The organism is Bacillus sp. AFS041924 (assembly GCF_002577195.1).
Classification (GTDB): Bacteria; Bacillota; Bacilli; order Bacillales; family Bacillaceae_G; genus Gottfriedia.
Genome location: NZ_NULG01000005.1, coordinates 19,318 through 32,426 on the forward strand (window position 1 = coordinate 19,318; position 13,109 = coordinate 32,426).

The 13,109-nt window shown below is 33.5% G+C and carries 11 protein-coding genes; 8 read left to right on the top strand and 3 right to left on the bottom strand.

What is annotated here, in order from left to right; all coding sequences use genetic code 11:
• The first annotated feature begins 181 nt into the window (after positions 1-181).
• Positions 182-1,360, top strand: a complete 1,179-nt coding sequence (gene spoIVB / locus COC46_RS01660; RefSeq protein WP_098808039.1) for a SpoIVB peptidase — start codon at positions 182-184, stop codon at positions 1,358-1,360.
• Between the two features lie 410 nt (positions 1,361-1,770).
• Positions 1,771-2,559: a sporulation transcription factor Spo0A gene (gene spo0A, locus COC46_RS01665; RefSeq protein WP_098808040.1), complete on the top strand. Its 789-nt coding sequence runs from the start codon at positions 1,771-1,773 to the stop codon at positions 2,557-2,559.
• A gap of 912 nt (positions 2,560-3,471) precedes the next feature.
• On the opposite strand, the gene bacA is transcribed toward spo0A, so the two are convergent.
• Both bacA and COC46_RS01675 read right to left on the bottom strand, forming a co-directional pair.
• A complete protein-coding gene (gene bacA, locus COC46_RS01670; protein ID WP_098808041.1) occupies positions 3,472-4,272 on the bottom strand; it encodes an undecaprenyl-diphosphate phosphatase in 801 nt (266 codons plus the stop codon).
• 234 nt (positions 4,273-4,506) lie between these two features.
• Positions 4,507-4,674: a YycC family protein gene (locus COC46_RS01675; protein WP_098808042.1), complete on the bottom strand. Its 168-nt coding sequence runs from the start codon at positions 4,672-4,674 to the stop codon at positions 4,507-4,509.
• Between the two features lie 82 nt (positions 4,675-4,756).
• On the opposite strand from COC46_RS01675, the gene COC46_RS01680 reads away from it, so the two are divergent.
• Positions 4,757-5,491, top strand: coding sequence for a glycerophosphodiester phosphodiesterase (locus COC46_RS01680; RefSeq protein WP_255294784.1), 735 nt, complete (start codon positions 4,757-4,759; stop codon positions 5,489-5,491).
• An 85-nt stretch (positions 5,492-5,576) separates the two neighbouring features.
• Here the strand turns inward: COC46_RS01680 and COC46_RS01685 are convergent, their stop codons facing one another.
• Entirely contained in the window at positions 5,577-5,825 is a 249-nt protein-coding gene (locus COC46_RS01685; RefSeq protein ID WP_098808043.1) for a DUF2627 domain-containing protein, read from the bottom strand.
• Between the two features lie 188 nt (positions 5,826-6,013).
• Here COC46_RS01685 and COC46_RS01690 point away from each other — a divergent pair, with 188 nt between their 5' ends.
• The 5 genes from COC46_RS01690 (at position 6,014) to lpdA (ending at position 12,979) form a co-directional block, all read left to right on the top strand.
• Positions 6,014-8,086, top strand: coding sequence for a sigma-54 interaction domain-containing protein (locus COC46_RS01690; protein ID WP_098808044.1), 2,073 nt, complete (start codon positions 6,014-6,016; stop codon positions 8,084-8,086).
• Between the two features lie 209 nt (positions 8,087-8,295).
• Positions 8,296-9,201, top strand: coding sequence for a phosphate butyryltransferase (gene yqiS, locus COC46_RS01695; RefSeq protein WP_098808045.1), 906 nt, complete (start codon positions 8,296-8,298; stop codon positions 9,199-9,201).
• 30 nt (positions 9,202-9,231) lie between these two features.
• Positions 9,232-10,326, top strand: a complete 1,095-nt coding sequence (bcd, locus tag COC46_RS01700; protein WP_098808046.1) for a branched-chain amino acid dehydrogenase — start codon at positions 9,232-9,234, stop codon at positions 10,324-10,326.
• Between the two features lie 117 nt (positions 10,327-10,443).
• Positions 10,444-11,538 (top strand): butyrate kinase, encoded by a 1,095-nt coding sequence (gene buk, locus COC46_RS01705; protein WP_098808047.1) that lies wholly within the window; start codon positions 10,444-10,446, stop codon positions 11,536-11,538.
• 19 nt (positions 11,539-11,557) lie between these two features.
• On the top strand, positions 11,558-12,979 hold the full coding sequence (gene lpdA / locus COC46_RS01710; protein WP_098808048.1) for a dihydrolipoyl dehydrogenase: 1,422 nt from the start codon (positions 11,558-11,560) through the stop codon (positions 12,977-12,979).
• The last annotated feature ends 130 nt before the right edge of the window (positions 12,980-13,109 follow it).

Consider the following 13,109-nt stretch of genomic DNA (forward strand, 5'->3'; position numbering starts at 1 on the left):
TTTTTTTATGGGAATTATTGATAAATTAGTAATTGGATATTGCTAAATGAAACATACTAATACAACATTATACGTTAAAGTATCTATCATATTTTTACAATTATATTTTGCTTTTACAAAGCTAACATTAAATACATAGCCACGAAAAAAGAAATCTGGCACTAAGGAGAGTGATTCGCTTGTGAAAAATGTAAATGTTCAACGAATAATAAAAATTCTTCTCCTTGTATTTATAGTTGGTATTGGCGTGTTTAATATAAATCAAACTAATGTGTTTTCATCTACCATAAAAAATAAAGATCAACAAAATGAAATCGTTAATGTTGCACTTGGTATGAGTGAATTACCAAGTAAAAAGGTAGATGTAAAAGTATTAAACAATTTAAGAATAATACCAGGGGGACAATCAATAGGAGTAAAGCTTAACTCAGTAGGTGTCTTAGTCGTTGGGCATCATTTAGTAAATACAAGTTCAGGACAAAAGTCTCCAGGTGAAATTGCCGGTATAAAGGTTGGGGACATGATTATAAAAATGAATGGTAAACAAATCGAAAAAATGTCGGATGTTTTACCATTTATTCAAAAAGCAGGGAAGTATGGAAAGCCTATTAAAATCACCGTAAAACGTGAAGGAAAATATTATACAAAAATGTTACAGCCTATTCGGGACAAAGGTCACAATAGCTATCGAATTGGATTATATATTAGAGATTCAGCGTCAGGTATAGGTACAATGACATTCATTGAACCTAATTCATTAAAATATGGTGCATTAGGACATGTCATTTCGGATAGCGATACAAGAAAGGCTATAGAGGTTGAAGATGGACATATAGTTTATTCAACAGTAACAGCAATTGAAAAAGGTGCGGATGGGTCACCAGGTGAAAAAATAGCACATTTTGCTCTAGATCGCGGTACGATTGGAAATATTACTACAAATAGTCCATTTGGTATTTTTGGTAAGGTTAACAATAAAATAGACAATGGGGTTATGTCTCAACCTTTACCAATTGCATTATCGAACGAAGTAAAAAAAGGTCCTGCTAAAATACTTACAGTTATACATGATAATAAAGTAGAAGCATTTGACATAGAGATCGTAAGCAGTATCCAACAAAAATTTCCATCTACTAAGGGGATTATCTTAAAGGTTACTGACAAACGGTTACTCAAAGAAACTGGTGGAATTGTACAAGGAATGAGCGGTTCGCCAATTATTCAAAATGGAAAATTAATCGGAGCAGTTACACATGTTTTTGTAAATGATTCGACTAGTGGATATGGGGTCCATATTGAGTGGATGCTCGATGAGGCTAAAGTACCAATTTACGACTATCAAAATAAAAAGGCATCTTAAAGAAAAAATACACCTATTAAATTTAATTTGTAGGTGTATTTTTTATTGAAAACAAGTTAATTAAGGAAAAAAATGGTAATATAGAATTAGCAACATCGAATGTCTTAAAAAAAAAATAAGGTAGAGGATGATTGATATGACAGTTTTTGTTACAGAAATGTAAATTTTTATTAAAAATTATAAATTTACATACTATTTCATTTTTTATATAATGAATTATATGTATAATTCGACTCAATACATAGTAGTTTTTATACCAAACGTCGAATGCTAGAAGAAATTGAAGAAAACTATCTATATTAATAAAAATATTCAGAATTTATAATAAAAACAGGAAATAAATTTTTATTGTCGAAATTATCGGTAATAAGTAATGTAATTCACTATAGAGGATGTAGGGAGGAACGGGCGTGGAGAAGATTAAAGTATTATTAGTTGATGATAATAAAGAACTTGTTATCATGTTAGAAAACTACATTAACGCACAAACAGATATGGAAGTGGTTGGTGTTGCGTTTAATGGACAAGATTGCTTACCTCTAGTGAAGGATAAAAAGCCAGATGTACTAGTATTAGATATTATTATGCCCCATTTAGATGGATTAGCGGTATTAGATCGTTTGCGTGCTGGCTTAGTTGAAAAAATTCCAAACGTTATTATGCTAACTGCATTTGGTCAAGAGGATGTAACTAAAAAAGCTGTTGATTTAGGAGCATCATATTTTATATTAAAGCCATTTGATATGGAACATTTAATCAGTAATATCCGTCAAGTTGTTGGTAAAGGTAGTGCGATTACTAAACGTAATTCACCTTCACTTGTATCAAATTACGAAAGCAAGCCACGTAACTTAGATGCTAGTATCACAAGTATCATTCATGAGATTGGGGTACCTGCACATATTAAAGGTTATATGTACTTACGTGAAGCAATTTCGATGGTTTACAACGATATTGAACTTTTAGGTTCAATTACAAAAGTATTGTATCCAGATATTGCTAAAAAGTTTAATACAACAGCTAGCCGAGTTGAACGTGCAATTCGACATGCAATTGAAGTAGCATGGAGCCGTGGAAATATCGATAGTATTTCTACATTATTCGGTTACACAATTTCAATGTCAAAAGCAAAACCAACAAATTCAGAATTTATTGCAATGGTTGCTGATAAATTACGTTTAGAGCATAAAGCATCTTAATTCATTTTTATTAACTAAGAAAAATTCAATTCCGATAAGCTTCTAACAGTGATTCCACAGACATTACTCTAAGCGAATAACTTCTTATGAGATCTTCGGTATTTTTTCGCAATTGCAATTATATTTAAAAGGGGCAACTCATGACTCAGGTTAACTGACAAATGGTTGCCCTTTTTTAAATTGTAAAAATCAGAATTTTAGAATCCTTATAATCATAAATAGTATGGCTAAGAAGTTAAGCATTATATTTTTTTAATCTTTTTTTGATAAAACTCGAAAAAGTTTGTCTGCTGCAGATGAAAGGGGGATCAAGGCATTGTTTTCCATTTGGTGTTTTTAATTGACATGTCTGTAGAAAATTTGCAGTTTATAATAATTTTTTGTCTGATTTGATTAAGACATTTTGCTAAATTTCCTTTTGTGATTCCCTCACTCTCATATTACTCAATCTCAACTTTCCACATGTACGATTAAACTTTGAGAAACTCTCCTTTATTTGGTTTTAACAAGTCATTATAAAAATTAGTTTGCACAACAAAATATAGTGTGCTATAATATAGACTGCGCCACTGAAACATTGAAATACGATATTATTACTACAAAAATTTGGAAGAAAATTGGGCGTATTCCATGACGCGTCAGCTATTTCAACCTTATTTTAAAATTAGTAGTAGTGTCTGTTAGTGAAGATTGTTGTGAAACAAGCTGCCTAATGGAACGGCCCTGGAGCCGAGATTGCGAAAGAGAGGTAGGGCTTTCGCCAATAGACAACAATTTTTAATATTAAATAACTAACATATATAAATAAAGGCTATTCGTATACTTTGTACGAATGGCCTTTTTCCATTTAAAAAAGATAGGATCTGCCATGAATGCTTGTCCTATCTTTTATATTAATAGTGGTCGTTTGAATTAGAATATAAATACGATTGTAAATACAATTGCAACGATAAAGCGATAAACGGCAAATCCAGTTAGCTTTACTTTTTCTAATAATTTTAAGAACGAAACGATCGCAAGTAAGGCAACTACAAATGCTGTAATGAAGCCTGTTGCAAATAACGGTAAATCTGATGCACTTAAAATATCAATATTTTTAATAAAATCTAATCCACTTGCAGCGATCATCATTGGTACTGCTAAAATAAACGTGAATTCAGCAGAAGTTTTACGGTCTAGACCAAATAATAATCCCCCAGCAATTGTAGAGCCTGAGCGAGAAAATCCTGGCCATAGAGCTAACATTTGAAAGCAGCCAATAATAAATGCTTGTTTATAAGAAATGTGATCTAAATCAGATGATTTTGGCTGTTTAGAAACTTTTTCTGCGACGATTAATAAAATACCACCAGCAACCAATCCGATTACAACAGTCTTCGGTGAAAATAATACATCTTTAATAAAATCATGGAATATTAGCCCGACAATCCCAGCTGGAATCGCACCGATAATGATATGAATCAAGTTTAGGTTAGTTTGTCTATAACCGTCCGATTTAACTCCGAGTACTGACCAAAGTCGTTTCCAGAAAACCACAACAACTGCTAAAATTGAACCAAGTTGAACAATTACTTCAAAAAATGTAGCTTTTTCTCCAGTAAAATTTAATAAATCAGCTACTAGAATCATGTGTCCAGTAGAAGATACAGGTAAAAATTCCGTTAAACCTTCAACCATACCCATAATAAAACCAATTAACCATTCAGGTAACATTTAAAAATACCTCCAAAAATACTTATCTTTATAAAATATACACAATACTTTACATTTTACTTGAAAACTTATTAATATGAAAGGAAGTTTAAATTAAAAATACCTTATAATTGTTAATTATTTGTATAATCTTACTCAAATTACTTATATATGTATTTTTTATGTAAATAATTCAACTAAGTAGTCATAAAAAAAGAAGGAGAATATCGCTACCTTCTTTTTGAGAGTAATTTCTTATTTAGTTTCTTGATCCTCGGAAGTTTCTTCACCTTTAGACAAATCCAATTCCATCAATTTTTTCATTAATATATGCTGTGGCATATGCATAATTTGTTCTAAAGGAACATTTAATTTTTTTGAAAGTAATATAGCCGTTTCGGGCGAAATTTGTAGTGGTCGCATAATAATCCTCCTTAGTTTCGTAAAATTAGTATACAATAAGAAAAAGAAGAAAGTACATATTTTCTCCAAGGAGGGAATCTTAGTGGTCGATATAATTGGACATAGAGGCGCAGCGGGAAATTATCCAGAAAATACGATGGTCTCTTTTATGGCGTGTGAGGATTTAGGGGCGGATGGAATCGAATTAGATGTACATTTAACAAAAGATGGTGAAATTGTAGTTATTCATGATGAAACAATCAATCGTACAACGAATGGAAAAGGTTTCATAAAAGACTATACTTTAGCTGAGTTAAAGAAATTTGATGCTAGCTTTCGTTTTAAACGCCAATTTAGAGGATGCACGATTCCGACTTTAAAAGAAGTGTTTGAATGGGCACAAGGGAACAACTTCAGTATCAATGTTGAATTAAAAAATGATAAGATTGATTACCATGGACTTGAAGAACGCGTTATAAATTTAATCCGTTCGTATGAATATGAAAATAGAGTTGCGTTATCTTCTTTTAATCATAAAAGTATGCTTAAATTTCACTTAATGGCGCCGGATATTGAAACAGCAGTTCTATATAATAGAAGAAGCAAAGAGCCATGGAAACTTGCTGAAGATTATAAAGCTAGAGCAGTTCATCCAAATTATCGAATTATTTCTGATGATCAAATCAAAAAAACGATGGAAAATCAAATAGCAGTAAGACCGTATACGATTAATGAGCCGGAGATTATGAAACGGTTATTCGAAGACGATTGCACAGCGATTATTACTGACTTTCCAGAAATTGCTTTCCAAATTCGAAGTCAGCTTTTAAGTAAATAAAAAAGTGCTTACTTTATAGTGAGCACTTTTTTGTATTTCTGCTTGTATCCTGCTTTGGGAATAAACTTACATTTAATTAGGCAGATTATCTTTTTAAAAATCTACCTTGAACTTTATTGCGTTTACGATCTCTAAATAATACAAAGCTTCCAACTAAATAGAAACCAGCTCCTAATGAAACTAGCCCAATTAATAATTGCAATGGAAGATTAGGAATTCCAAAAGAATGGATTAGAAATACGGTGTCACGAAGTAATTTAATTCCGATAACTGCTAAAGCTATTGGTACAACAATCACAACGAATGCTAACATGCGTGTAAATGATTCTCTCATGTTTATTAATTCCTCCGATAAAAAGTAACAATAATGAATTAAATTTCGTAATTCTCTTTCTTCATAATCTTATACAAGTATAGTGTTGTCAAGACTTATAAAACATTTGAAATAGACGAAAGAACGACTTTATATATATAATAGTTAAATGTGTTTAATAATTTGTTGAAATTAGTAGGTGAACTAAGATGAAACAAAACGTAATGATTGTCGGAATGGGAACAGGAGGCACAGCTGTATTAAAGCTTTTATCCCATTCTGATTTATTTCATGTTGTTGCTGTAGTAGATATGATAAAAGAAGCTAAAGGCTTAGAATTAGCTAAAAGCTTACATATTCCAATACTTAAGGATTGGAAATCAAATTTATCAGATGAAATTGATGTTGTTATTAATACAACTGGAGATGAAACAATATACCAGGAAATAAACCAGCATAAAGCTAAACATACTTTAGTGATACCAGGTACAGTTGCCAAAATGATTTCTGATCTTGTACAAGAAAAAGAGTCGCTGTTTAATTTAATTAATAATAAAAAAAGACAACAGGAATTAATTTTGGATAATACGCATGATGGAATGATCGTAGTTGATAAATGGGGGAAAGTTCTTTTATTTAATCGATCAGCAGAAAGAATGCTTCAAACTGATAAAGATAATGCGATTGGTAGGTATATATTAGATGTTGTCCCGACTAGTAAATTACCTCGTGTTCTTCAAACGAAAAAGAAAGAAATAAATCAAGAGCACATTTTAATAAATGGAAGTAAGATTTTTACAACCCGTATTCCAATCTTTCGTGAGGATGGAGAACTTGAAGGGGCCATTTCTGTTTTTAAAGATGATACGGAAGTATTAGATTTAGCAGAAGAGGTTACGAACTTAAAAGAAGTGTATAGCATGCTTGAAGCGGTTATTCAAAGTTCGGATGAAGCAATCTCGGTTGTAGATGAAAAAGGTAATGGAATAATAATTAATCCTGCATACACGAGATTAACTGGTTTATCAAGTGAACAAGTTATTGGTAAACATGCTACGATTGATATTACTGAAGGTGAAAGTGTCCATTTAAAAGTTTTAAAAACCAAGCAAGCTGTACGTGGTGTACGAATGAAGGTCGGTAAGCAAAATCGTGATGTATTGGTTAATGTAGCCCCTGTAATTGTTGATGGGAAATTAAAAGGAAGTGTTGGGGTCATCCATGATGTTTCTGAAATTTCTCAATTAACGACTGAGCTTCATAGAGCACGACAAATTATTAGAACATTAGAGGCGAAGTATTCATTTGAAGATATAGCTGGTGACTCTGAAGGGATACGATTAGCAATCATGCAGGCTAAATTAGCTGCAAGCACCCCAGCTACTGTATTGCTCCGTGGAGAATCTGGAACTGGTAAAGAATTGTTTGCTCACGCGATTCATAATGAAAGCGATCGCAAATATAATAAATTTGTTCGTGTTAATTGTGCTGCAATTTCTGAAACCTTATTGGAAAGTGAATTATTTGGGTACGAGGAAGGTGCCTTTTCAGGTGCAAAACGTGGTGGTAAAAGAGGGCTTTTTGAAGAAGCGAATAATGGTAGTATTTTCTTAGACGAAATTGGAGAATTATCACCTGCAATGCAAGCCAAACTATTAAGGGTCCTACAAGAAAAAGAAATTAGACGTGTAGGTGGGACAAAGTCTATTCCAATTAATGTGCGTGTAATTGCAGCGACGAATGTCCATCTGGAGGAAGCGATCATTGAAGGAAAGTTTCGTGAGGATCTTTATTACCGATTAAATAAACTTCCTATTATAATTCCTGCACTTAAGGATCGAATTGAAGATATTTTACCGATTGGCGAAAGGTTATTAGCAAAAATAAACCAAGACTATGGTCGTAATGTTGAAGGTATATCAATATCAGCATTAAATAAATTAAAAAGTTATAATTGGCCAGGGAATGTTAGGGAATTGGAAAATGTACTAGGAAGAGCAGTTATATTCATGAAATTTAACGAAAAAAAAATCAACCCCGAACATTTATCGGCAATTGTACAAGTTAAACAAGAACAATCTGTTAATCATAATGAAGTTCATACTGAAGAAATTAGCTCTCTTGACGAAATGGTGATAAATTATGAAGGTGAAATCATTGAGAAGGTTTTACTGAAGAATAATGGAAATAAAACAAAGTCAGCAAAAGAACTAGGGATATCTGTTAGGAATTTATATTATAAGTTGGAAAAATTCCACAATGCAAAAAATAGCACGCAATAATTTGCGTGCTATGAATATTTTTGCATACAATTACTGTCATTTTTCAAAATATTGTTGTAGAATAGATTTATTGGTGTTACTAGTACCTGGTACTAGAATGCTGGGAATGTAAGGCTTTTCAACTATTTTTAAAATAGTTGTATCCTTTTTGAAAAGTTGGCACGCTAATTGCTTTATATAGTGCAGGGGGATGAAAGGAAGGGCTTTCAATGAATTTAACAGATATAATGTTACGCGCGAAAAATCATTCTACGCAAACTGTTGCTGTAGCTGTTGCTGAAGATTTCGAAGTAAAAGAGGCAGTTTCAATTGCGCTAGATAATGATTTGGCAAATTTTTTACTTTTCGGAAATGAGCAAGCTATTTATGAACTGTATGAAGATTTATTAAAAAATGATCAATTTGCAGAAAGACTAAAAATTGTTCATTCTAATTCAGTCAAAGAGGCTGCTAAAAATGCAGTTGTAGCTGTTCGCTCTGGCGAAGCTTCAATTGTGATGAAAGGTAATCTTCCATCTTCAGTTCTTCTAAAAGAAGTATTGAATAAAGAATATGGCTTAAGGGATAAAAGTGTTTTATCACATGTTGCTATATTCGACGTACCAGGTAGAGAAAATGCAGTAATCGTAACGGATGCTGCGATGAATATTGCACCTACGCTAGATCAAAAGGTGAAGATTATTGAAAATAGTGTTGATATTGCAAGGAAAGTAGGAATCGAAACCCCTAAAGTTGCTGTTTTAGCAGCTGTTGAAGTAGTAAATCCTGCAATGCAAGCAACACTAGATGCAGCTACATTAACTGTCATGAATACAAGAGGACAAATTAAAAATTGTATTGTTGATGGACCATTAGCGCTTGATAATGCCATTTCTGTTGAAGCAGCTGAACATAAAGGTTTAACTGGTGAGGTTGCTGGGCGAGCTGATATTTTATTAGTACCGACGATAGAAACTGGAAATATTTTATATAAATCTTTAGTCTTTATGGCTAACTCAGAAGTGGCTGCATTAATTGCTGGAGCAAAGGCACCGATTGTTTTAACATCGCGTTCTGACTCTGCAATGACAAAATTATATTCATTAGCATTAGCTATATGTAATTCTAAAAACTAAACTTACACATTTTAAGGGAGCTGTTATTACATGGAAATCTTCAAATACTTAGAAACTTATGATTATGAGCAAGTAGTTTTCTGCCAAGATAAAGAATCAGGATTAAAAGCGATTATCGCGATTCATGATACAACTTTAGGTCCGGCTTTAGGTGGAACTAGAATGTGGACTTACGATACAGAAGAAGCTGCAATTGAAGATGCTCTACGTTTAGCTAAAGGTATGACTTATAAAAATGCTGCTGCTGGCTTAAACCTAGGTGGAGGTAAAACTGTAATCATCGGTGATCCACGTAAAGATAAAAACGAAGCAATGTTCCGTGCGTTCGGTCGTTACATCCAAGGCTTAAATGGTCGTTACATTACTGCTGAAGACGTAGGTACTACTGTAGCAGATATGGATTTAATCCACGAAGAAACTGATTATGTAACAGGTATTTCACCATCATTCGGTTCTTCAGGTAATCCATCACCAGTTACTGCTTTTGGTGTATACCGTGGTATGAAAGCTGCAGCAAAAGAAGCATTTGGTACTGACAGCTTAGAAGGTAAAAAAATTGCTATCCAAGGTGTTGGGAATGTTGCATACAGCCTTTGCGAGTACTTACATGAAGAAGGCGCACAATTAATCGTAACTGATATCAATAAAGAAGCGGTACAACGAGCTGTAGAAGCATTTGGAGCTACAGCTGTAGACCCTGATGATATTTATGGTGTTGAATGTGATATTTACGCTCCATGTGCATTAGGTGCGACTATCAACGATAAAACAATTCCTTTATTAAAAGCGAAAGTTATTGCAGGTTCTGCAAATAACCAATTAAAAGAAACTCGTCATGGTGATTTAATCCATGAATTAGGAATCGTTTATGCTCCTGATTACGTAATCAATTCAGGTGGAGTAATCAACGTTGCTGATGAGTTATACGGATATAATTATGATCGTGCAATGAAAAAAGTTGAAGGCTTATATGATAACATTGCAAAAGTTATCGAAATTTCAAAACGTGATGGTATTCCAACATATTTAGCTGCTGATCGTTTAGCTGAAGAACGTATTGCTACAATGGCAAAATCTCGTAGCCAATTCTTATCTAATGGTCACAACATCTTAAGCAGAAGATAATTAACTGATTTAAAAAAATTCCTTTATTTTTTAGATGGAAAGAAAGAGTGGATCTAGAGTAGCTCTTTCTTTCTAGTTATAAAGGTAAGGTAAACTTAGAAGGGAGAGTGTTGACAAATGCATCGTATTTTAGTAATTAATCCTGGCAGCACATCCACAAAGGTTGGTGTATTTGATGATGAAAAACCAATTTTTGAACAAACAATACGCCATGACGATGAAGAAGTAAATAAATATAAAACAATAATTGATCAATATGAATTTAGAAAAAATGTTATTTTAGAGGTTTTACACAAAGAAGGAATTAACATTTCTAAATTAAGTGCTGTATGTGGCCGAGGTGGACTACTTAGACCAATCGAAGGTGGAACTTATGCAGTAAATGAAATCATGTTAGAAGATTTGAAAATTGGCTATAGTGGTCAACATGCATCAAATCTTGGTGGAATCATTGCAAATGAGATTGCACAAGGGTTAAACATTCCAGCATTTATCGTTGATCCGGTAGTTGTTGATGAATTAGAACCTGTAGCAAGAATCAGCGGACAATCACTTATGGAAAGAAGAAGTGTTTTCCATGCATTAAACCAAAAGGCTGTTGCACGAAAAGTGTCAAAACAGTTAGAACAGTCATATAACGATTTAAACCTTATTATTGCCCATATGGGTGGCGGGGTGAGCGTTGGTGCTCATAAAAAAGGTCGTGTTATTGACGTTAATAACGGTTTAGATGGTGAAGGTCCATTCAGTCCAGAACGTGCTGGAACTGTACCAATCGGTGATTTAATAAAACTTTGTTTCTCTGGTGACTACTATATTAACGAAGTTCAAAAAATGATGGTTGGTCAAGGTGGATTAGTGAGCTATCTTGGTACTGCAGATGCAATCAAAGTAGAAAACATGATTGAAGACGGTGACGAAAAAGCTGCGCTAGTATATGAGGCAATGGCTTACCAAGTAGCAAAAGAAATTGGAAGTGCAGCAGCAGTTCTAGAAGGCGATATTGATGCAATTATATTAACAGGTGGAATTGCTTATAGTGATTTTATTGTTAATGAAATTACAAAAAGAGTTAAATGGATGGCACGTGTGATTGTTTTACCAGGTGAAAATGAACTTCAAGCTCTTTGTGAAGGTGCACTTCGAGTACTTCGAGAAGAAGAAGAAGCAAAAATCTATCCTGGCGAATTTGCAATTAAATCTTTAGTATAAATGTGAGGAGAATTTCATCATGGCAACAGAATATGATTTAGTCGTACTCGGTGGCGGTACAGGTGGCTACGTAGCTGCTATTCGTGCTTCTCAATTAGGATTAAAAGTAGCAGTAGTAGAAAAAAATAAACTAGGTGGAACTTGCTTACATGCAGGCTGTATTCCAAGTAAAGCATTATTACGTAGTGCTGAAGTTTTTTCAACTGCTAAGAAAAGTGAAGAGTTTGGTGTTGAAACATCAGGCGTAACTTTAAATTTTAGTAAAGTACAACAAAGAAAAGAAAATATCGTTGCCGGTCTTCATAAAGGTGTAGAACACTTAATGAAACAAGGTAAAATCGATGTATACAATGGTTTAGGACGTATTTTAGGACCTTCAATCTTCTCTCCAATGCCTGGAACAATTTCTGTAGAAATGAACGATGGTAGCGAGAATGAAATGTTAATCCCTAAAAATGTATTAGTCGCAACTGGTTCAAGACCAAAGTCTTTACCTGGTTTAACAATTGATGGTGAGCACGTAATGTCATCTGATGAGGCGTTAAAAATGGAGTCTCTTCCGGAGTCAATTATTATCGTTGGTGGCGGTGTAATTGGTATTGAATGGGCTTCAATGTTAGCAGATTTTGGTGTTGAGGTAACAGTAATCGAGTATAGTAAAACTATTTTACCTTTAGAAGACGAAGAAATTTCTAAAGAAATGACTAGATTATTAAAGAAAAAAGGAATCAAATTAGTTACTGATGCAAAAGTTTTAGCTGAAACTTTAGTAATTGATAATGGCGTAAGAATAAATGCACTTCATAAAGATGCTGAAAAATCATTCACTGCTGAAAAAATGTTAGTATCTGTTGGTCGCCAAGCAAATGTTGAAGGAATCGGCTTAGAAAATACTGACATCGTAGTTGAAAATGGTTTTATCCAAACAAATTCTTATTACCAAACAAAAGAATCACATATTTATGCAATTGGTGATGTGATTGGTGGCTTACAATTAGCTCATGTTGCTTCAAGAGAAGGAACAATTGCTGTTGAGCATATCGCTGGTAATACGCCACTTCCATTAGATCCAACTATGGTTAGTAAATGTGTATACAGTAATCCAGAAGTTGCATCAGTTGGTTTAACTGAGCGCGAAGCAAAAGAAAAAGGATACAATGTTAAAAAAGGTAAATTCTCTTTCCGTGCAATTGGTAAAGCTCTAGTTTACGGAGAGCATGATGGTTTCGTAAAAATAATTGTTGATGAAGAGACAAATGATCTTTTAGGTGTCCACATGATTGGACCTCATGTTACGGATATGATTTCAGAAGCAGGATTAGCACGAGTATTAGATGCAACTGCTTGGGAAATTTCTCATACAATTCATCCACATCCTTCATTATCAGAAGCAATTGGAGAAGCAGCACTTGCTGTAGAAGGATTGGCAATTCATTCTTAATTTTAAATTAATGAAATGTAGAGATTAAGCTCTCTACATTTCATCTAAAAAATATGCATAACAGGGTGTCTAGTTCCAGGCGTTAGCCCCTCGAGGTCATAAGCCAAATACCAATCAAGGTTAAAAAGCA